A 22,363-nucleotide genomic window follows, 5' to 3' on the forward strand; every position below is an offset into this window, starting at 1 on the left:
TAGACGCAAGTCGTCAAGAGTGGGATGTGAGGCTGGGTTAAATGCCCTGTTTTATTTTTCTTACCCATTTTGAAAAAAAGTAAACCAAAGAATAAATATCTAACGAAAAAACATGTATAACTATGTGTTTTGCCGTTAGGTATTTATTTTATGTGTGGATAAAAGAAATTACAGGAGGGCTGTTTTTCATGACATATCGCAGGCGCTTAACGACATTAATTATGCTGGATTCGATTATTGTCTTATCTGCCATTTATGTAGGTTATTTAACGCTGCATCCTTATTTGGCCATTTTTAAACTGGAAACCTTGCTGCTCTCTTCGGTGACATTATTAATCAGCCATCATTTATTTTCTTTCGTCTATAAGCTTTATAACAAAGCCTGGGAGTATGCAAGTATAGGAGAGTTAGTGGCTATTGTGAAAGCAGTTACCTTCTCGGTCATCACAACAGCAGTCGTGCAGGAGATTGTAATTCACAACGTTTATTTTCGTGCATTAATGCTTACATGGATGCTTCATGTATTGCTGATTGGAGGATCGCGTTTCTCCTGGAGAGTATACCGTGATAGGTATATTAAATCGGAAACGGAAGAAAAGCGTGCCTTGATTATTGGTGCAGGTGCAGCTGGAACGATGTTAGTGCGCCAGCTGTTGAATAAAAGAGATACTGGGATTAAGCCGATAGCTTTTATTGACGACGATCCAAGGAAATATAAGCTGCATTTAATGGGTCTTCCTGTAGTAGGTGACAGTACTGCGATCGCAAAGACAGTAGAGACTCTTCAAATCGATAAGATTATTATTGCTATTCCTTCATTAAACAAAAACGAGATGAAACGAATTTATGAAGAATGTGCCAAAACATCTGCACCCCCCAAGATCATGCCTATGATGGAAGATGTAATGCTTGGTAGAGTATCTGTCAATCAGTTCCGTGATGTAGAAGTGGAAGATCTGTTAGGACGTGAGCCTGTAGAGCTGGATATGGAAAGTATCTCCGACTTCATCACTGGTAAAACCGTTTTAGTAACCGGTGCCGGTGGTTCAATCGGTTCGGAAATCTGCCGGCAGATAAGCAAATTTAATCCAAGTAAACTTATTTTGCTGGGACACGGGGAGAACTCGATTTATCTAATTGATATGGAACTTCGCAACAAATACAGTAGTACATTTGAAATTATACCGGTCATTGCAGATATACAGGATCGTCATCGGATCTTTGAAGTAATGGATCAGCATAAGCCTGATGTTGTGTATCATGCAGCTGCCCATAAGCATGTGCCGTTAATGGAGTACAACCCAAAAGAAGCGGTGAAAAATAATGTTTTTGGAACGAAAAATGTTGCCGAAGCTTCAGCTGCATTTGGCATAAAAAACTTTGTTCTCGTTTCATCAGATAAGGCAGTAAATCCGACAAATATAATGGGTGCCACCAAGCGGGTAGCTGAAATGGTGATTCAGCAGCTGGATAAGGAAAGCAGCACAAATTTCGTGGCTGTCCGTTTCGGAAATGTGCTCGGCAGCCGCGGGTCTGTTATTCCGCTGTTTAAGAAACAAATTCAGGCAGGCGGACCGGTTACCGTTACCCATCCGGATATGACCCGTTACTTTATGACGATTCCCGAAGCATCGCGTCTGGTCATTCAAGCGGGAGCCCTAGCAAGAGGCGGGGAAATCTTCGTGCTTGATATGGGAGAGCCAGTCAAAATCGTTGACCTTGCTAGAAACCTGATTACTTTGTCAGGCTATACAATAGAAGAAATTGGTATCAACTATTCCGGAATCCGGCCAGGAGAAAAAATGTATGAAGAACTGCTTAACGAAAACGAAGTTCACTCCAAGCAAGTATTCCCGAAAATACGCATTGGAAAAGCAGCCCTTGTTGACGGGCCAATCCTTCATGAGTTTATTGCCAGCCTGCATGATAAGGATAGCGAAACATTGAAAAAGCAATTAGTAGAAATCGCTAATACAAAGGTTGGATTGAGAGAGGTAATGAAGGAAGCTGCAAGTTTTTAAAGGAAAGGTGAGAAGAATATGCAGAAGGTGAGAAAAGCAATTATCCCAGCGGCCGGTTTAGGTACAAGGTTTCTGCCAGCCACAAAAGCACAGCCGAAAGAAATGCTGCCAATTGTGGATAAACCGACTATTCAATATATCATCGAAGAAGCGGTGGCTTCCGGAATTGAAGATATTATTATCGTAACAGGCCGGGGAAAAAGAGCGATCGAAGACCACTTCGACAAGTCTTATGAACTGGAAGAAACATTGGCAAAGAAAGACAAGTTCGAACAGTTAAAAGAAATTCAAGAAATCTCAAAGCTGGCCAATATCCATTATATCCGCCAAAAAGAACCGTTAGGACTCGGGCATGCAATCGCATGTGCAAGCAGGTTTATCGGCAATGAACCATTTGCAGTGCTGTTAGGTGATGATATTGTGAAAACAGCAGAAAAGCCATGCTTGAAACAGCTAATTGATGTATATGAACGCTATAATTCTTCGGTAATTGGAGTTCAACAAGTGCCGGAACAAGAGGTATCCAAATATGGAATTATCTCAACCAATGGCCAGATTGAGAAGGATGTTTTCCATATTGATAACTTAGTTGAGAAACCTGCGATAAATGAAGCACCTTCCAATTATGCGATTATGGGGCGTTATATTTTAAGGCCAGAAATATTCGAAATATTGGAGAAACAAAATCCGGGAGCTGGAGGAGAAATCCAGCTTACAGATGCGATAAAACACCTGAACGAGAAACAGATGGTTGTGGCTTATCAATTTGAGGGTAAGAGGTATGATGTTGGAGATAAGCTTGGGTTTATAAAGGCTACAATTGAAATGGCGATGGAACGGGATGAGTTGAGGGAGGATTTGGTTGGATATTTGGGTGAGGTGTTGGAGAAAGAATTAGTTAAATAGTTCTGTAACGAGAGATTAAGATAGAATGGCTTTAGGAAATCTCTAAAGGATTTTTAGAATTACCAATGAGAATAGACTTCTGAAACTCCGAACAGGCGATACAACTATACTTTATTGAGGTTCTTCGAACCTTTTGATAAATATTATTTATGAAATGTAAATGAAGGGTTAGTTATAAGGGGTCAGATCCTGCAACAGATTGCAAGGAATGGCCCTTTGTTTTGGTATGGAGTGGAAAAATATTGTGATTGTTAGAGGGATGCTATATGGATACCCTAATGGGAATTGCAAGGAATTTCGTAATGCAGGTTTTACCATGATTGAGATTTTACTTGTAATAACCATGAAGAGTTAAAATGACTAAATTGACTCTGAAAAAAGCTTGAAAACGTTGATTTGACGGACTTTTTGGATTTGTAGAAAATGGAAAAAGATTGAATGCTGAACCGGAACTGACAATCATAGTTAGATTGAGTCCTAGAAACCTTGCGGGATAAGGGTTTGAGGAGTTTTTAGTGAGAATTATAGATTGATTGAATGGTTTATATAATAGGAAGAAACTCGGTTTTGAGTGATTAAGTAGTGAATATCTATTTCGTATTTGTTAGATAGATTGAATAGATATTACGAGGTGACTATGCTTATTGGATGATTACTGTTAGTGGTTTAGAAGTTGGTTGGAATCGAAAGTTAAAGTTCCAATTAAGTCCTAATCTACTAAAATATTAACTTAACAAGGGAAGGAAGTCTAGAAGATGGATTCTACAAAAGTGAAAGAAAGAATATTCCTATCTTCACCACATATGAGTGATGAAGGTTATGAAATGCAATTTGTAAAGGAAGCTTTTGATACAAACTGGATTGCACCCCTTGGTGAAAATGTAAATGGATTCGAAAGAGAACTGGCGAAGAAGGTTGGCTCTAAAGCGGCTGCGGCACTGTCTTCAGGAACAGCTGCTATTCATTTGGCTCTTAAAGCATCAGGAGTTGGAGAAGGGGATATTGTATTCTGTCCAACGCTTACGTTCTCAGCTACTGCAAATCCAATTATCTATCAAAATGCGATTCCTGTTTTTATAGATAGTGATTATGAAACTTGGAATATGAGTCCGAAAGCTTTGGATGAAGCATTTGAGAAGTATCCAGAAGTTAAGGCAGTAATTGTTGTTCATCTATATGGTTTATCCGCAGATATGGATAAGATTATGGAGATATGTAAGAAACATAATGTAGCGGTTATAGAAGATGCTGCTGAGTCTTTAGGTACTTACTATAAAGGTAAGCATACAGGGACTTTTGGTGATTATGGCATCTTCTCTTTTAATGGAAACAAGATTATCACTACTTCTGGTGGTGGAATGCTAGTTTCTAATAATGATGAAAGAATTGCTAAGGTAAGATTTTGGGCAACTCAATCTAGAGATCAAGCAAGGTATTATCAGCATAGCGAACTAGGTTTTAACTACCGTATGAGTAATGTTGTTGCTGGGATTGGGCGTGGACAGCTTAAGGTATTAGATCAGAGAGTAGAAAAGAAGAAATATATTTTTGAGTTTTATAAGCGAGAGCTTGGTGATCTTGACGGTGTTGAATTCATGCCTGTTAATGAGTGGGATGAACCAAACTACTGGTTGAGTTCGATGACATTAAAAGGACAGGTTAGACCAATTGATGTTATGGAAGCTCTAGAAGAAGCGAACATTGAATCAAGACCAATTTGGAAGCCAATGCATTTACAGCCGTTCTTTGAGAAATATGATTTTGTCGGAACAGATGTTTCTGAAGGGTTATTTGAGAATGGTGTTTGTTTGCCTTCGGATACGAAGATTACAGATGAGGATTTGGAAAGAGTTGTTAAGATTATAAAAGGGTTGTGGTTGATGTAATGAAAGAGTCTAAAGGCGGCATCTATAAAAAGTTCTTTAAAAGACCAATGGACTTCATACTTTCTTTAATCGCGACTATAGTGCTTAGTCCGGTTTTGTTAATAGTTGCTATTCTTGTCAGAGTTAAATTAGGTGGTCCAGTTTTGTTTAAACAACAAAGACCAGGGTTTAATGAGAAGATTTTTATGATGTATAAATTTCGTACAATGACGGACGAAAGGGATGAGAATGGAGAGTTACTACCTGACAGTGTGAGGTTGACGAAATTCGGAAGGTTCTTGCGTTCTACATCGCTTGACGAACTCCCGGAGCTTTTTAATATTCTTAAAGGAGATATGTCCATTATAGGTCCAAGACCATTATTGGTTCAGTATCTCCCTCTATATAATAAGCATCAAAAAAAACGTCATGAAGTAAGGCCAGGTTTATCCGGCTTAGCTCAGGTAAGTGGTAGAAATGCTATTAGTTGGGAAGATAAGTTTAATCTGGATGTGAAATATGTAGATAATGTGAGTTTTTTTAACGATTGGAAGATTATTTTTCTTACTATAAAGAAGGTTTTTGTCAGGGAAGGGATTAGCTCAGAGACTGCAGCAACGATGGAACCTTTTAAGGGAAGTAAAAAGGAAAGAATGGAACTATGAAAAATAAACTTCTTATAATAGGTGCTAGTGGGCATGGGAAAGTTGTGGCTGACATAGCCTTAAAAATGAATAAATGGAAGAGTGTTGTTTTCTTAGACGATGATAATAGTCTCAGAACATCAATGGGAATTGAAGTTATAGGGAAGTCAGTTGAAGCATTTAAACTTATCAATGATTACGAAATATGTGTTGCTATTGGCAATAATGCTATAAGAGAAAAACTACAGAATGAACTGGAATCAAAAGGAGCAAGTCTCCCTGTTTTGATTCATCCCACTGCAGTCATCGGTGAGCAGGTAAATGTTGGTTCTGGGACAGTAGTTATGGCGGGTGTGGTAATTAACTGCTGTACTAAAATTGGGAAAGGTTGCATTATCAATACAGGTTCTACTATAGACCATGACAATATTATTGGGGATTTTACACACATTTCACCAGGGGTTCATTTAGCAGGTACAGTTAAAGTAGGACAGAGTACATGGATTGGGATAGGTAGCATTGTTAGTAATAACGTGAATATCATGAGTGGCTGTAAATTAGGAGCAGGTGCTGTAGTGGTAAAAGATATAAAAGATCCTGGGACTTACGTTGGTGTTCCGGCTAGGAAAGTAGGTTCTTAATTACAAAATGTTGTAACTGAGGTGGCAGGAATTGAAGAAAAAAATATGGTTGTGGAATCATTACGCGACTGATATGTACAAAAATCAGGGCGGACGGCACTATTGGTTCGCAGAGAACCTGATTAAACAAGGGTACGAACCAACAGTTTTTTGTGCAAATACTTTTCATAATAAATCAGATTTTATAGATACACAAAATAGAAAATATGCTACAGATATTCTAGACAATATTCCCTTTGTTTTTGTTAGGACTACTACCGCATTAGGCAATGGCATTGATCGAGTGAAAAATATGGGGTTATTTTATTTAAACTTATTTTCTGTAGTAAAAGAATATGTAAAGCTTAACGGTAAGCCAGATGTAATTCTTGCTTCTAGTGTACACCCATTAACTATGGTTGCAGGAATAAAAATTGCTAAAAAACTTGGGGTTCCGTGTATTTGTGAGATTAGAGACTTATGGCCCGAAGCTATCTTTTCATTTAACAAAGCAAAAGAAAGAAGCCTATTAGGGCGTGTCCTTACAGCTGGTGAGCATTGGATTTATAGAAATGCACATGCTCTCGTCTTTACTAAAGAGGGAGATACTGATTATATTTTTGAAAAGAAATGGGATACCGAACAAGGTGGAAAAATAAATCTTGCAAAATGCCATTATATTAACAATGGTGTAGATATAAATGCATTTGAGATTTCTTCTTTTGAAAATAAAGTTGATGATGAAGATTTATGTGCGGATAAGTTCAATGTTGTCTATGTAGGAGCAATTCGACCTGTTAATAATGTAGGGAACCTACTAGATGCTGCCGCACTGCTAAATGATGAAAACAATATTCAATTTTTAATATACGGTGAGGGTAATCAAAGAGAAATGTTAGAAAAGAGAATTGCTGATGAAAATCTAACTAATGTAAAGATGAAAGGCTTTGTAAATAAACGTTCTATACCATATATATTGAGCAAATCATCGGTGAACATCCTTAATTATTCACATACACAATACAATTGGGCAAGAGGTAATAGCTCTAACAAATTATTTGAATATATGGCGTCAGGAAAACCGATTATTTCAACTGTGAAAATGGGGTATTCAATATTAGAAAAGTATAAGTGTGGAATAGAACTCGAAAACAGTACTCCGCAAGAATTAGCAATGGCAATATTAGATATAAAAAATATGTCAAAAGAAGAGTATAGTGGCATGGGAGCAAATGCTAAGAGGGGTGCAAATGATTTCGATTTTAAAAAGTTAACTGAAAAATTGATTGATGTTGTTGAAGAAGTAAACTAAAGAAAATGAGGTATTGCAATGATCAAATCGCTAATATCTGAATATGGATTGCCGTGGGTTATTAACCGCTCACTATACTCAGCAAAGCTGAAGATGATGAGAGCAATACCCAGCAGCGAAAAATTGTTTGAAAAAAATACTGATGTTAAAAGAGTAGATATTCTAAATTTAAATGTACAGTTAATTGAGGATTTTTTATATAAATTACCTGATGAAAAGAAAAAAACAATACTATTAAAGGCTGATGATGCAATAGATGGGAAGATAATGGGTTTCTCATCAATTCAGTTAGACTATGGAAATCCAATAAAATGGCATTATAACCCTATTACAAAAGAAGGAACAGATAGCAAATTAAAATGGTACAAGATTTCTGATTTTGATCCTAAACGAGGAGATATCAAGGCTATTTGGGAAGTGTCAAGGTTTACCCACTTTTTCTACCTTATAAGAGCTTATATGCTTACTAAGGATAGAAAGTATTATAATGCTTTTTCCAATCAGTTAAATGGATGGTTACAAGAGAATCAATATCCTTATGGTGCTAATTATAAATGCGGACAAGAAGCAACTTTAAGAATGATTAATTCATTGATGGCTTATTCAGCATTTAACTCATATGGTTTGACAACTTCCCAGGATGAAGAGAACGTTCGAAATTTAATAGACGGTAGCTATAAAAAAGTTTTGTCAAATTTCTTCTATGCTCATAAGTGTATTAAAAATAACCATACCCTTTCCGAGATAACAGGGCTTATTATTGGCGCTTGGGCTAGCGGAAATGAGAGAAGATTAAGGAAAGCATATAATTTGCTGGATAAAGAAATTGAGAAACAGTTCTTTCCTGATGGTGGATATATCCAATACTCATTTAATTATCAGAGGTTTGCACTTCAATTAATGGAATTTGTAATAAAAATAAGTAATAGAACAAATTTCCAAATATCAGATAAAAGTAAAGAATTAATAAAGAATAGTGCCCTACTTATATATCAAATGCAAGATGAAACGGGAGATGTGCCTAATTATGGTTCAAATGATGGTGCATTGATATTCCCTGTTACTTCTTGCGAATATCGAGATTTTAGGCCAGTAGTAAATACGGTTTTCTACCTTATTGATTGTAAAAGAATTTATGAACCGGGTCAATATGATGAGGAGCTAATTTGGTTTGGGAATGAAAGAGTAAGTAATATACCAGTTTCTAAGATTCAAAAATGCAATTCTTCATTTAATAGCTCAGGTTATTATTCGTTAAGACATGATTCAGGGTTTATGATGACTGTTTTACAAGATTTTAAAACTCGTCCATTTCAAATGGATCAGCTTCATATCGATCTATGGCATAAAGGTATAAATGTTTTTTGTGATAGTGGCACATACTCCTATGCAGCTGATATCGGTAAAAAGTTGGCATTAACTTCAGCTCATAACACCGTAATGGTTGATAAGAAAGAGCAAATGAAAAAACGTGAACCATTTTTGGTATATGATTGGACTAGACGTAAAAATGTCAATCTAGAGGATGATAGTTTTACAGGGACAATGCTTTCCCAAAATGGATATGAACACACAAGGAATATACAAAAAACAGAGTCAGGATATTTAATCACTGATAAAGTTATTGGAGATGGTGAATACTGTGTTTTCTATTTTCATACACCATGTGAAGTAAGAAAAGGTGATACAGGCTTTACATTATACAATGATGGAAAAATCATTGGTAATGTGAAAACAAAAGGGGAAATAGAAGTGAAAAAAGCTATTAGAAGCTTGTATTACTTAAAGAAAGAGGAAATTAACCTCGTTTTTATTAGAGTTAGAATGAAAGAGAAGAAATGTAATATTAATTTTGATATAGAACTAAAAAGAAAGGTAGGATTGTATGATTAATATAGTTGGATTGGGATACATTGGTTTACCCACTGCTCTCATGTTTGCAAAAAGTGGACTTAAAGTAGTAGGTACCGACTACAATGCTGATCTTGTTAACTCATTAACAGAAGGTAGACTTACTTTTGAAGAGAAAGGATTAGAGGAACTATTCCAAGAAGCACTTTCTAATGGTATTGAATTTTCAACAGAATATCAGAAAACACATACTTATATTCTTGCAGTTCCAACTCCTTATATAAAAGAGAGTAAAAAGCTGGATCCAAAGTATGTCATTTCTGCATTAAATAGTGTGCTCGATGTCTGTGAAAGAGGAGCAGTAATATTAATTGAATCAACAATCTCACCTGGGACAACTGATAGATATATACGCCCTGAAATAGAAAGTAGAGGGTTTGTCATTGGGGAAGATGTACATTTACTACATGCTCCTGAAAGAATTATTCCTGGAAATATGATTTATGAGCTTGAGAATAACTCAAGAACAATTGGTGCAGATGATATAGAAGTTGGAGAAAAGGTTAAAGGGTTATATTCAAATTTCTGTAAAGAAGAGATAGTTGTAACAGATATAAGGTCTGCAGAGATGTCAAAGGTTGTTGAAAATACTTACAGAGACATCAATATTGCTTTCGCTAATGAGTTAGCGAAAATTTGCCGTACAGATAATATGGATGTTTACGAGATTATTAGAATTGCAAATAAACATCCGCGAGTTAATATATTACAACCAGGACCAGGTGTTGGTGGGCATTGTATCTCGGTAGATCCATGGTTCCTGGTTGGGGACTACCCAGATCTAACTAATCTTATTCTAACTGCACGCAAAATAAATGACTCTATGCCGAGGCACGTATTGGGCCGAATTAGAGATATTATGAGAGAGCAGGGTATTAAAGATATATCAAAAGTGGGTTTATATGGATTAGCATATAAGGAAAACGTTGACGATATAAGAGAAAGCCCTACACTTCAGTTATTAGAACGAATGGACGAACACTTAGCCTTTGGTGTTAAAGTCTATGATCCACTTATAAAGGAAAGAGTCGTTGATCATCAATTTATGGATTTTGGAGATTTTCTAAATGAGATTGAGATTCTAGTTTTAATGGTTGGTCATGATCATATTAAGCAAAATATGAATCTTATTAAGGATAAATTTATACTAGATACCAAAAATATATGTGAATACGACATGGTTTATAAACTGTAGGCCAGTTAATGGTCTTTTATTTTTAAAAAATCACTTGGTAATCTTCACCTCAAACCATATTGGAATTTAGAGTTAAGATAAGGAGAGAATAAAATGTCACCATTAGGAACAGAGTGTTCAGTTAATCAATTAGAGAAAAATCTCTTAAATAAACTTGAAACAAAACAAGCGATTATTGGTGTTGTTGGTCTAGGATATGTAGGCCTACCACTTGCCGTTGAAAAAGCCAAGGCTGGTTATAACGTTATTGGGTTTGATGTACAACAAAAGAGGGTGGATATGGTAAATGAAGGAATAAACTATATTGGAGATGTTGTAGATGAGGATCTTACGGCAATAACTCAAAGTAAAGTGCTTAAAGCAACCACTGACTATTCATTAATTAAAAATGTTGATGCTGTAGCGATTTGTGTCCCAACACCACTTGATATATATCAGCAGCCTGATACATCATATGTAGAAAGTTCTGCTAGAGAAATTTCTAAGTATTTACACAAAGGTATGCTTGTTGTTTTAGAAAGTACAACATATCCAGGAACAACTGAAGAAATATTAAAACCTATTTTAGAAGAAACTGGTTTAGAGTGTGGGGAAGATTTCTTTATTGCTTATTCTCCTGAGCGTGTTGATCCAGGGAATAAGACATTCAATACTAAAAATACTCCAAAAGTTGTTGGTGGAATAACACCTTCATGTACAGCAGCAGCAGCTGCGATGTATCGTAATGTACTAGAAGGGGAGGTACATGAAGTATCTAGTCCTGCCGTGGCTGAGATGGAGAAGATATTAGAAAATACTTTTAGGAATATTAACATCGCTTTAGCGAATGAAATGGCTATATTGTGTAACAAAATGGGAATTGATGTATGGGAAGTTATTGATGCAGCTGCAACAAAACCTTATGGTTTTATGCCGTTTTATCCAGGTCCTGGATTAGGTGGGCATTGTATACCTATTGATCCTTTCTATTTGACATGGAAAGCACGTGAGTATAACTATCATACACGCTTAATAGAAACTGCCGGGGAAATTAATAATAGTATGCCCGATTTTGTAGTAAATCGTTGTATGCAAATTTTAAATAAAGAAGGCAAAGCTTTAAACGGTTCAAAAATATTAATATTAGGTATCGCCTATAAAAAAGACATTGATGACTATCGTGAATCCCCTGTATTACCAATTTTACAGCAATTGGATGAAGCGGGAGCAGACTGGATTGTAGTAGATCCTTATGTAAGAGAGTTTAAGTTTAATGGTGAAATTAGAGACACTCTATTAGAACTAAGCGAAGAATTAATTGAAGAGACGGATATGGTGTTAATTACCACAGACCATAGCTGTATGAATTATGAGCTTGTTGCAAAAAAATCAAAAGTAATCTTTGATACAAGAAATGTATTAAAGTCAACTAAACCACTTGGAAAGTACTACAAATTATAGAAATAAATAATAAAATTAAATGCAAGGGATATTCTAAATATCTGTTCTATATTTCCATAGGGTGGTTAAATAAGTGTTTAAAAAAATTGTAAATCGATTTAAAGTAGGGTCTTTTGGAAAAAACGTCCTTATATTAATGACAGGTACAACAGTTGCACAAGCTATTCCTTTAGCAATTTCTCCTATATTAACTAGGATTTATTCCCCAGAGGAATTTGGTTTTTTTGCACTGTATATGGCCATTGTTTCTATTTTGGCGATTATTGCTACAGCAAGATATGAGCTAGCTATAGTAATACCCAAAAGTGACAAGGAGGCATTTAATGTTACTTTTCTATCTTTATTTATATCAGTAGTTTTTAGTTTGTTATTATTATTAATAATTATTATTTTTAATAATAGGTTGGTTGAACTACTTGGGGTACCTGATATAGGTAACTTGTTATTTTTAATTCCTATAACAATATTTTTAACAGCAATTATTAGAACATTAAACTATTGGTCGCATAGAAGGAAGTTTTTTCAAAGAACCGCAATTACAAGAGTCACCCAAGCAGCAACAACAGCTGGCTCAAATGTTATTTTGGGGATTTTAGGTTTAACAAAGACAGGGCTTATAGTAGGTGGCTTGATAGGTTATTCTATGGCATTTTTTATTATTAGTATTCAGGTGTGGATCAATGATAAAAAATTTATAAATGATGTCTCTGTTAATGATATGAAAGAACAGGCAATTAGGTTTAATGATTTTCCAAAGTATTCTATACCATCAGGGGCACTAAGTGCCTCTACAGTCCAAACGCCGATAATTATTGTTACATCTTTATTTGGGTCATCAATTGTAGGCTTTTTTTCATTAGCTAATAAAACTATTAGATTGCCGATGTTGATTATTGCAAATGCATTTGGAGATGTTTTTAGACAAAAAGCTGGTCAAGAATACTCGGAAAATGGAAATTGTCTCAAATTATATAAAAAGACTCTTAGAAATTTAGTGTTAATATCGGTTATACCTTTTGGAGTTTTTTTTATTGTTGCACCAGGCCTTTTTGCTTTCGTTTTTGGCCAAGAGTGGAGGGTAGCCGGAGACTATGCTCAAATTTTGATAGTAATACTTTTTGTTCAATTTATTTCAAGCCCATTAAGTAATATGTTTATAATTGCTGAGAAACAAAAGTTGGAGTTAATATGGCAAACTTTTAGGTTAATATTAACTACCTCGTCAATTTTTCTCGGTTATTTTTTATTTAAAGATTTTTTATACAGCTTGTATCTTTATACTGCTGCCAATATACTTATGGATTCTATAAACCTTTTAATCTCTTATAACTTGTCTAAGGGAAATGAGAAGGGTTAAGTCATAAATTGTTTTCATTCGTTCATTAATTAGTTTTACAAAAAGATAAAGGAGTATTTTAATGAGAATTTTATACATCTCTACTATAAACCCATTTAGCTCATCTGGTGGCAAGGTACATTTTTTGGAGTTAGGAAATAGCTTTGTAAAAAATGGTCATGAAGTAGTTTCAATAATGCCCTGTTTTATAAATAATAAACCTTCTGAATTGGGCGATGAAGTTAATTTTGATGTTGACTTTATAAAGCTTAAACAAGACTATAATCATCCTACTTCTAGGAAATTAGGTTTATTGTTATATAATTATCTAATGGTAGTTAACTTTAGTAAACTTATCAAAAAATATAAACCTGATTTTATTTATTCAAGAAGTATGTTAATCGATGTGCTTTTAGGTAAAATGGCAAATAAGTTGAATATACCCTATTTAGTTGAAGTTAATGGAGATGTTGAAGAAGATAGAAAATCCTCTGGAAAATCAGTGATTGGAACGTTTATTATGAAATACTTTACAAAAAAGGGATTAATTCAAGCAAAACATATAATATCAGTAAGTGAAAAGCTTAGTGATTTAATTTCTAATAAGTACAATTTACAAAAGAGTAAAATTAGTACTATTAATAATGGAGTTAATACTTCCAAATATTATCCTATGAAAATAGAAAATATCAAATATAAATTGAAAGTAGATGGAAAATTTGTTGTAGGCTTTGCCGGTATTTTATCTAAGTGGCAGGGGATAGATGTACTACCTAAAGCTGTGAAAAAGATACCTACCTCTTATCTTAATGAGATGGTTTTTGTAATTGTAGGTGATGGTCCTATGAAAGGAAAAATAGAAAAAGAAATAAAAGAATTAAATTTGCAAAGTAAATTTATACTAACCGGGATGGTAAACGAACAAGAGTACATCGAATATATAAATCAATTCGATATATGTTTATTAACCTATCCCAAGGGCAGAAATGAGAACCTAGGATTATCACCGATCAAATTATACTCTTACATGGCTTGTCGAAAGCCTTTAATTGGTTCTGATGTAACTGGTGTCAAGGATGTAATAGAAACTGGGAATTGTGGCTATGTATATAATTCAGATAATATCGAAGATTTGGCTCAGAAAATAACTTTAGCTTATAATAATCGGGATAAATTGGATAATCAAGCTATTAATTCATTAGAGCACGTGAGGAAAAACTTTTCATGGGATAGGAATGCTGAAAAAGTAATAGACATAGTTAATAAATAAATTAAAAGGAAAGATTACATTGGAGCTTTTATTATTATCTATAATTGCAATAATACTCATAATATTTACAATTATAAACAATAGATTTGGGGTCTTTTTAATATTATTTATATTATGTTCATTACTAATGGGAACCGCTACATTGGTAAGTGATTATGCTATTTTTAATATTTATATTGATATTCTCATTGTACTGATCTTTTTTAGTATTATTTTATTAATAAATAATAGAAAAGTTTTTTACTTTCATAAAAATGATCTATTACGTTTTTCTTTATGGATACCATTTATCATATTGTTATTTGTCAGGAGTAATTTTTTTACCAATTATGAAGTAGCTAAGCCTATAATTTTTTCACTACTTATAATCTTCTTTTTCTTTATTTTTCCAAATGTAATAAGGGTGGTTACTTGGGAAAGATTTAATAAATTATTTATTAAATTATTAATTTCATTTGGATTTATACAATTTATACTCTTTGTAACTAATCCACAAGTATCTATTGTCGAGATATGGCTTAACCCTCAATTTGCAAGATTTGAGTATGCAGAGTATTTAAATCCAATTTGGCTTGCTAGAACTTTTAGTATAGCAGCTATTGCTTCTTTAATATTCTTGAATGGAAAAGTAAAAGTCAGTTTTTATATTTTCTTTGTACTAGCAACGGTCCTAACCGCATCTAGGGGTCCTTTATTAGTATTAATGATAATATCCTTAATATATTATATTGTAAATTATAAGAATAAAATAAATTATATCAAGTTCTCAATCTCTTTAATACTTAGTGTTTTTGTTATCACATTTCTTTATTTAACTAATATTGTAGGAGAGTATTTCACAAATATATTTTTACGGTCACATTCTAGTTTATTTGAAGCCTTTTTTAATACTAATAAAGTAGGTGGAAGGGGCAACTTACTTTTAGAATCTATTAATCTAATTAAATCAAACTTAATATTTGGTATAGGTACAGGAAGATTTAAAGAATATACTACAATACTATATCCTCATAATCTAATGTTAGAGATATTTGTAGAATTAGGTTTGATTGGGTTTATATTATTTATTCTTGCCATAAGCTTAAGGAATTGGCGTATAAATAAATCACCATATATATATTTGGTGATATTATCTTCGGGCAATGCTTTATTAAGTGGTGATATAAATGGTAATAAGGAATTCTTTTTATTTCTATCGCTAATGTTGTTGCATAATAACATTATTATTTCAAGATATAAACAAAAAAGAATCAATGGAGTTGTTATAAATTGAATAAAAAGCCAAAGGTTTTAATCGTAGGTCCGGGCCGTCCTGTTTTAGGTGGAATAACATCTTTTATTGAAGATCTTATGGTTTCGGAGTTAATGGATACATATGAATTAAGACACTTTAATACTTTATTAGTTAAAAAAAGAAAACAGGGCCAATACTCTAATATATCATTTAGAGAACTATATACAGGAATAAAAGTTATTAAGGAGTTAATTGTTCATGTAAAAGATTTTAAGCCCGACATCATACATGTAAACACAAGCTCATATTGGGGATTCTATGAAAAAAGTATTTATATTATTTTACTGAAATATCTACTGCGAAAAAAAGTATTTTTGCATATTCATGGTGGGAGCTTCGACAAATTCTATACCCGCTCTAAAGCAAAATGGTTTATTAAAAGTATTATTAATTTATCGAATAGGGCAGGAATTGTATCACAAGAATTTAAAGAAAAATTAAAAAATAGTACGTTGACTGTTGTACCAAATGGAATACACCTAAATAGAAAGTATTCAAAAAGGGAGAAATTATACGCTAAAGATATATGGGGTTTCATGAACCAAAAAACGGTATTTTTAAGTTTGTCAGTACTAGAGAAAAGAAAAGGGATTTATGAATTGATTGAGGTGTTTGAATTATTAAATAAAACATACGATAATTTTTCCTTCGTAATAGCGGGTAATGGCCCTGAATATGCAAACCTTCTCCGGACTATTAAAGAGCGAAAGTTGGAGAAAGTTATACATTTAGTAGGATCGGTTGATGGGAAAAAAAAGGAAAGCTTATTTAAAGCTAGTGACGTATTTTTGATGAACTCAAAAGCTGAGAGTTTTGGAATTACTATTTTAGAGGCTATGAATTACTGTTTACCAATAATATCAACTCCAGTAGGTGTTGCTCCACATGTCATAAGGGATAAAATTAATTCTTTCTTGGTCCAAAGTGGAAATCAATCGGAGTTGTTTATACGGTTAGAAGAAATATTAAATTCAAAATACAATCTTGATGAGATGGGTTCAATAAACTATGAATTATTAAAAGAAAATTATTCTTGGGATAATGTTGCAAGAATTTTAGATAGGGAGTATAAATCTATTTTAGAAGTTGAAAAATCATAGGAGAGAGGGAATGATATGGGGTTAACTGAAAAGCTTTTTTATTTTGCACCAGTACCTTTTCAAAATGCACTAATTTCATTATATGGGCATAACAGGAGGAAATATCGGTACAATGACATTTTTTGGGGGAAGTTACCTGAATTGGAGAGGACACAAAATTGTTCAAAAGACGAACTAAAGGAAATACAATTAAAATCATTCCAAAAAATTGTTGAGCACTCGTATAATACCACAGAGTTTTATAAAAAAGAATTTGACAAGATTGGGTTAACTCCAGATCAAATAAAAAATTTTGATGATATAAAAAAAATACCAATTATTGATAAGGAAGATGTAAGAAGTAATGAACATATTATGATCTCTAATTTTTATAGTAAACAGCAACTTACGACAGTAAATACAAGTGGAAGTACTGGTAAACCCTTGACTATTCATAGGGTAAAGTCTAGTCATGGAATTGAGAATGCTTTTGTCTGGAGGCAACGTAGGTGGGCAGGTCTGAACTTCAATGACAAAGTATTGACAATTGCTGGCCGTACTTTTTCAAAAGCGAATCAAAAAAATGATTTTTTTAGATATAACCTTGCTGATAATCAATTACTACTCTCAGCCTATCATATTAATAAACATAATATTAAAAAAATGATTGATGAAATTAACAGATTTAAACCTATATATATTCAAGGTTACCCATCTAGTATAGCTCTTTTGTCAAGTTTAATCCAAGAAGAAGGTTTATCAGTCATACCAGTAAAAGCTGTTTTTACATCATCAGAAAATTTATTGCCTTTTCAAAGATCAATTATAGAAAGAGAATTTAACACAACGGTATTTGATTATTATGGCAATGGTGAGCAAGTAGCATCTATTAGTCAATGCGAACACGGTTCATATCATATTAACTCTGAGTATGGATTAATAGAAGAGGTAGATGGTGAATTTATTGCAACTGGTTTCGTAAATTATGCAATGCCCTTTATTAGATATAAAATTGGTGATAGTGGGGATATAGTAAATAGAGATTGTAAATGTGGTAGGGGGCTACCTATAGTTAATAACCTTTTTGGAAGGACATCAAGTAATTTTATTGAAACTCCTTCGGGAGTAAGACTTGCGCATATTAACCAAGTATTTAAATTATTTAAAAACGTTACGGAGACACAGATTGTCCAAGATAAAATTGATCATCTAGTAGTCAAAGTTGTACCTAGGGATAATTTCAATTTAAAGGATGAACAATTAATAAAATATGAATTAGAACTAAGATTAGGGTCAGATATTAAAATAGATGTAGATAGAGTAAGTTATATAGAAAGAACAAAAAATGGTAAATTTTTACCTATTGTTAACAATGTCCATAATAAATAGTTTTTTTGGAACTGCCTGTCTAATTTATGAAGGTTTTAACGTTTTTTATGTAGGTTGATGAAAACTAATTTTGGAAACTGGAGAAAAACTAGACACAGTTGTATGTGTTACAGGGCAACATAGGGAATGTTAGATCAGGTTTTAGATGCATTTAATGTTAAACCAGATTATGATTTATCAATTATGAAAGGAAAACAGACTTTATTTGATGTGACAATAAATATTTTAGAGAAAATGAAATCTGTTTTAGAAGAGATAAAAACCTAGTATGGTTTTAGTACATGGGGATACTTCCACAACTTTTGTAACTTCTTTAGCGTGCTTCTATTACAGATCCCGGTAGGTCATGTTGAAGCAGGGCTTAGAACATATAATATATACTCCCCATATCCAGAAGAAATCAATCGTCAAGCTGTAGGAATTGTTGCAAATTATAATTTTGCACCAACACAAATGTCAAAAGAGAATTTAATTAAAGAGGATAAGGACCTTTCTACAATATATGTGACTGGTAATACGGCTATAGATGCCCTTAAGACTACAGTTAGAGATGACTATTTTCATGAACAGTTAGAATGGGCTTCGGATAGTAGATTTATTATGATTACTGCTCATCGAAGAGAAAAGCCAATGAGAAATATGTTTAAAGCAATAAAAAGAATTGTCGACGAAAATCAAGATATCAAAGCGCTATATCCCATCCATATGAACCCTGTTGTCAGAAAACTTGCTAATGAGAGACCTGGAAATAGTGATAGGGTAAGAATTATTGAGTCATTGGAAGTATTAGATTTTCATAACTTCCTTTCATAGTGGTGGCATTCAGGAAGAAGCTCCTAGCTTAGGTAAACCAGTTCTAGTTATGCGTGATACCACTGAGCGGCCTGAAGGTATAGCACCTGAAACACTGAAATTAGTTGGAACAGATAAAGATTATATCTATAAAAATTTCAAACTCCTTCTTGAAGATAAGGATAAGTATCAACTAATGAGTAAAGCAAGTAATCCATACGGTGATGGATTAGCAAGTAAAAGAATTGCTGATGTTTTAGAGGGCAAAGATACATTGCTGTTTGAAGAAAAAGTACTCTCTTAGGAATATCGGAATCAGACACTAAAGAGGGGATTGTACCATGTATACATAAAGACATGTCATTGTTTTAGAGTCTACAGCCTAAACTGGGAACTTCTTGAGCCAATCCTTGAAATTTTAAATGTGGCGAGGAATCCTACCCTTCTTTTTCTTCTCATTCTAAATGAAGAAGGGAATTGGATATAACTTACTAATATACACTGTTAATAGATAAGGGGCAATTATGATGCAGTATTTTGTACATGAAAGTAGTTTCATTGATGATGATGTAAAGATTGGAGAAGGAACAAAGGTGTGGCATTTTAGTCACATCCATTCTGGTGCCGAAATTGGAGACAAGTGTTCAATTGGGCAGAATGTAAATGTATCTAACAACGTTAAAATTGGAAACGGAGTAAAGATTCAAAATAATGTTACTGTATATGAGGGTGTGGAACTAGAGGATTATGTGTTCTGTGGACCGTCTATGGTATTTACAAATGATTTAACTCCAAGAAGTAAATACCCTAAAGGTAGTGCTGCATATAAAAGAACATTAGTTAAATATGGCGCTTCTATAGGAGCAAACGCAACAATTGTATGTGGAAATACCATAGGTTCCTGGGCAATGATTGCTTCTGGAGCCGTTGTCACAAAAGATGTTCCTGACTATGCATTAATGGCAGGAGTTCCGGCAAAACAAATTGGTTGGGTTTGTGAGTGTGGTCTTCCTTTAAAGGATGATTATCATTGTAAAGAATGTGATAGATCCTATGAGTTAAGAGAAGATAGCTTATCTGAAATTAAATAAGAGGAAAGAGGGAAAGTATGCAGTTTCGTGACTTAAAAGCTCAATATACTCAGTATAAATCAGCTATTGATGATGCTATTCAAAATGTGCTAAACACTGGCCAATATATAGGTGGCAAGCCTGTAAATGAACTGGAAAAAGAATTAGCTGAATACGTAGGTGTTAAGCACTGTATTACATGTGCTAATGGAACAGATGCATTGTCATTGGTTTTAATGGCTTGGGATGTAAAAGAGGGTGACGCTGTTTTCGTACCTGATTTTACATTCTTCTCAACAGGAGAAGTAGTTTCATTTAATGGAGCTACACCAGTTTTTGTAGACGTTGATGAAAAGACTTTCAATATAGATCCTGATAAGCTTATACAAGCAATTGGAAAAGTGAAAAAAGAAGGAAAATTAAATCCTAAAGTAGTTATACCAGTTGATTTGTTTGGACTCCCGGCTAATTATAATGAGCTAGAGAAGATTGCTAAACAGTACGATTTGCTTGTATTAGAAGACGGTGCACAAGGATTTGGTGGAAATATTAATGGTAAAATGGCCTGCAGTTTCGGTGACGCTGCAACTACTTCCTTTTTCCCAGCTAAGCCTTTAGGTTGTTATGGGGACGGTGGAGCAATCTTTACGAATAGTGATGAAACAGCTGAATTGCTTCGTTCCTATAAAGTGCATGGAAAAGGTGTAAATAAATATGACAACGTTAGAATTGGTGTAAATTCCAGACTAGATACGATACAAGCAGCTATCTTGCAAGTAAAATTGCATGCATTTAAAGAACATGAACTTGATGGAGTAAATAAAGCTTATCAACTGTATAGTGAAAAACTGCAAGGTATTGTAGAAACACCGTATATTCCAGAAGGTTTTTATTCAAGCTTTGCTCAATATACAATTAAACTCGATTCAAAAGAACAACGGGATGCTTTACAAGCCAAGCTAAAAGAAAATGATATTCCAAGTATGATTTACTATACTAAACCAATGCACCTTCAACTGGCTTTTTCAGACCTACCAATTGAAGAGGGAGATTTTACTGTAACAAACAAGCTTTGTGATACTGTTCTTTCACTCCCAATGCACCCATATATAACAGAGGAAGAAATTACAAAAGTATCAGATGTAATACAAGAATTTATGAAAGCTTAAGATCAATATATGAAAAGGGAAGAGGTTTCATTATGAATTTTGCAATTGTCGGATGTGGCTTTATAGCAAAAAAGCATGCAGCAGCAATTGATAAAATTGATGCTGCAAAGCTCGTTTCAGTCTGTGATAAAGTACCAGCAACAATGGATTTTTACAAAGAAGAATATGGTGCCGAACCGTATACAGAACTAGAACAAATGCTAGAAAAAGAGGATATTGATATAGTTTGTATTTGTACTCCAAGTGGTTTCCATGCATCCATTGCGGTTCAAATAGCTGAATCAAAAAAGCATATTATTGTAGAAAAACCAATTGCGATGTCAATTGAGGATACCGATAAAATCATAGATGCCTGTAACTCCAATAATGTGAAATTAGCGGTGGTTCATCCGAATCGTTTTAGGCCCGTTGTTCAAGAGTTGAGAAAAATTATGGACCAGGGTTTATTAGGAAAGATTAGCCATGCAAGCTGTATAGTGAATTGGAACAGAAATCAGGAATATTACGACCAAGCTCCTTGGAGAGGAACTAAACAGCATGATGGTGGAGTACTAATGAATCAAGCAATTCACAATATTGATTTATTGTTATGGTTTATGGGAGCTCCTGAACAAGTGTTTAGTATGGAAGCAACAAGATTAAGGAATATAGAAGCTGAAGATGTGTCTGTCGGAACAATAAATTTTGATTCAGGAGCACTTGGAACGGTAGAAGCTTCAACTACTGTGTATCCTAAAAACTATGAAGAGTCTATTACAATATTCGGTGAAAAAGGTACAGTAAAAATTGGTGGGACAAACGCATTATACTTCGAACATCTTGATCTTATGGATATGTCAGAAAACGAAATAAGCGATTTGAAAGAAAGTATCAAAGCAGACCCATGGGGAACTCCAGGTCATCAGTGGATTATTGAAGACATGGTTAATGCTATTAATGAGGGTCGAGAGCCAGCAGTTACTGGTGAAGACGGTAAGAATGCTCTAAAACTAGTGTTATCTTTCTATGAATCTGCAAAGTTAAATCAACCTGTGAAATTTTGATGCATAT

Annotated in this window: 17 protein-coding genes and 1 pseudogene; all 18 read left to right on the forward strand. The window is 33.9% G+C overall.

Translation table 11 applies throughout. The features are described from left to right. The first annotated feature begins 188 nt into the window (after positions 1-188). Positions 189-2,021: a polysaccharide biosynthesis protein gene (locus CVD28_RS08785; protein ID WP_101592004.1), complete on the forward strand. Its 1,833-nt coding sequence runs from the start codon at positions 189-191 to the stop codon at positions 2,019-2,021. An 18-nt stretch (positions 2,022-2,039) separates the two neighbouring features. Next, positions 2,040-2,927, forward strand: a complete 888-nt coding sequence (gene galU / locus CVD28_RS08790; RefSeq protein WP_101592005.1) for a UTP--glucose-1-phosphate uridylyltransferase GalU — start codon at positions 2,040-2,042, stop codon at positions 2,925-2,927. 770 nt (positions 2,928-3,697) lie between these two features. Next, complete coding sequence (locus tag CVD28_RS08795) at positions 3,698-4,813, forward strand: DegT/DnrJ/EryC1/StrS family aminotransferase (RefSeq protein WP_101592321.1); 1,116 nt, start codon at positions 3,698-3,700, stop codon at positions 4,811-4,813. After that, on the forward strand, positions 4,813-5,457 hold the full coding sequence (locus CVD28_RS08800) for a sugar transferase (RefSeq protein WP_101592006.1): 645 nt from the start codon (positions 4,813-4,815) through the stop codon (positions 5,455-5,457). The genes CVD28_RS08795 and CVD28_RS08800 overlap by 1 nt, the downstream gene beginning before the upstream one ends. Then, positions 5,454-6,077, forward strand: coding sequence for an acetyltransferase (locus CVD28_RS08805; protein WP_101592007.1), 624 nt, complete (start codon positions 5,454-5,456; stop codon positions 6,075-6,077). Before CVD28_RS08800 ends, CVD28_RS08805 begins: the two co-directional genes overlap by 4 nt. 31 nt (positions 6,078-6,108) lie before the next feature. Then, the gene (locus tag CVD28_RS08810) at positions 6,109-7,368 is read left to right on the forward strand and encodes a glycosyltransferase family 4 protein (RefSeq protein WP_101592008.1); all 1,260 of its coding nucleotides are present in this window, start codon (positions 6,109-6,111) and stop codon (positions 7,366-7,368) included. A gap of 18 nt (positions 7,369-7,386) precedes the next feature. Beyond that, on the forward strand, positions 7,387-9,261 hold the full coding sequence (locus tag CVD28_RS08815) for a heparinase II/III domain-containing protein (protein WP_101592009.1): 1,875 nt from the start codon (positions 7,387-7,389) through the stop codon (positions 9,259-9,261). After that, entirely contained in the window at positions 9,254-10,474 is a 1,221-nt protein-coding gene (locus tag CVD28_RS08820) for a nucleotide sugar dehydrogenase (protein WP_101592010.1), read from the forward strand. The genes CVD28_RS08815 and CVD28_RS08820 overlap by 8 nt, the downstream gene beginning before the upstream one ends. A 93-nt stretch (positions 10,475-10,567) precedes the next feature. Next, positions 10,568-11,914, forward strand: coding sequence for a nucleotide sugar dehydrogenase (locus CVD28_RS08825; RefSeq protein ID WP_101592011.1), 1,347 nt, complete (start codon positions 10,568-10,570; stop codon positions 11,912-11,914). A gap of 73 nt (positions 11,915-11,987) precedes the next feature. Continuing rightward, positions 11,988-13,271: a lipopolysaccharide biosynthesis protein gene (locus CVD28_RS08830; RefSeq protein WP_101592012.1), complete on the forward strand. Its 1,284-nt coding sequence runs from the start codon at positions 11,988-11,990 to the stop codon at positions 13,269-13,271. 61 nt (positions 13,272-13,332) lie between these two features. Next, positions 13,333-14,520 carry a glycosyltransferase family 4 protein gene (locus CVD28_RS08835; RefSeq protein ID WP_101592013.1) on the forward strand — a complete coding sequence of 396 codons (1,188 nt, stop codon included), beginning with the start codon at positions 13,333-13,335 and terminating at the stop codon, positions 14,518-14,520. Between the two features lie 19 nt (positions 14,521-14,539). Beyond that, the gene (locus CVD28_RS08840; RefSeq protein WP_101592014.1) at positions 14,540-15,793 is read left to right on the forward strand and encodes an O-antigen ligase family protein; all 1,254 of its coding nucleotides are present in this window, start codon (positions 14,540-14,542) and stop codon (positions 15,791-15,793) included. Continuing rightward, positions 15,790-16,914, forward strand: a complete 1,125-nt coding sequence (locus CVD28_RS08845) for a glycosyltransferase family 4 protein (protein ID WP_101592015.1) — start codon at positions 15,790-15,792, stop codon at positions 16,912-16,914. Before CVD28_RS08840 ends, CVD28_RS08845 begins: the two co-directional genes overlap by 4 nt. Positions 16,915-16,929: 15 nt before the next feature. Next, positions 16,930-18,282, forward strand: coding sequence for a phenylacetate--CoA ligase family protein (locus CVD28_RS08850; protein ID WP_101592016.1), 1,353 nt, complete (start codon positions 16,930-16,932; stop codon positions 18,280-18,282). 70 nt (positions 18,283-18,352) lie between these two features. Next, positions 18,353-19,378, forward strand: a pseudogene (gene wecB, locus CVD28_RS08855) (non-hydrolyzing UDP-N-acetylglucosamine 2-epimerase); the annotation flags it as partial. Between the two features lie 223 nt (positions 19,379-19,601). Then, complete coding sequence (locus CVD28_RS08860) at positions 19,602-20,165, forward strand: acyltransferase (protein ID WP_101592017.1); 564 nt, start codon at positions 19,602-19,604, stop codon at positions 20,163-20,165. A 17-nt stretch (positions 20,166-20,182) separates the two neighbouring features. Next, positions 20,183-21,313, forward strand: coding sequence for a DegT/DnrJ/EryC1/StrS family aminotransferase (locus tag CVD28_RS08865; protein ID WP_101592018.1), 1,131 nt, complete (start codon positions 20,183-20,185; stop codon positions 21,311-21,313). A gap of 32 nt (positions 21,314-21,345) precedes the next feature. Then, positions 21,346-22,356, forward strand: coding sequence for a Gfo/Idh/MocA family protein (locus CVD28_RS08870; protein ID WP_101592019.1), 1,011 nt, complete (start codon positions 21,346-21,348; stop codon positions 22,354-22,356). The last annotated feature ends 7 nt before the right edge of the window (positions 22,357-22,363 follow it).

It is taken from the genome of Bacillus sp. M6-12, from assembly GCF_002860285.1.
Classification (GTDB): Bacteria; Bacillota; Bacilli; order Bacillales; family DSM-1321; genus Peribacillus.

Coding starts and splice junctions, on each gene's coding strand:
- CVD28_RS08785 (WP_101592004.1), top strand. CDS start 189: ATGACATATCGCAGGCGCTTAACGACATTAATTATGCTGGATTCGATT.
- galU (WP_101592005.1), top strand. CDS start 2,040: ATGCAGAAGGTGAGAAAAGCAATTATCCCAGCGGCCGGTTTAGGTACA.
- CVD28_RS08800 (WP_101592006.1), top strand. CDS start 4,813: ATGAAAGAGTCTAAAGGCGGCATCTATAAAAAGTTCTTTAAAAGACCA.
- CVD28_RS08805 (WP_101592007.1), top strand. CDS start 5,454: ATGAAAAATAAACTTCTTATAATAGGTGCTAGTGGGCATGGGAAAGTT.
- CVD28_RS08815 (WP_101592009.1), top strand. CDS start 7,387: ATGATCAAATCGCTAATATCTGAATATGGATTGCCGTGGGTTATTAAC.
- CVD28_RS08820 (WP_101592010.1), top strand. CDS start 9,254: ATGATTAATATAGTTGGATTGGGATACATTGGTTTACCCACTGCTCTC.
- CVD28_RS08825 (WP_101592011.1), top strand. CDS start 10,568: ATGTCACCATTAGGAACAGAGTGTTCAGTTAATCAATTAGAGAAAAAT.
- CVD28_RS08835 (WP_101592013.1), top strand. CDS start 13,333: ATGAGAATTTTATACATCTCTACTATAAACCCATTTAGCTCATCTGGT.
- CVD28_RS08850 (WP_101592016.1), top strand. CDS start 16,930: ATGGGGTTAACTGAAAAGCTTTTTTATTTTGCACCAGTACCTTTTCAA.
- CVD28_RS08860 (WP_101592017.1), top strand. CDS start 19,602: ATGCAGTATTTTGTACATGAAAGTAGTTTCATTGATGATGATGTAAAG.
- CVD28_RS08865 (WP_101592018.1), top strand. CDS start 20,183: ATGCAGTTTCGTGACTTAAAAGCTCAATATACTCAGTATAAATCAGCT.
- CVD28_RS08870 (WP_101592019.1), top strand. CDS start 21,346: ATGAATTTTGCAATTGTCGGATGTGGCTTTATAGCAAAAAAGCATGCA.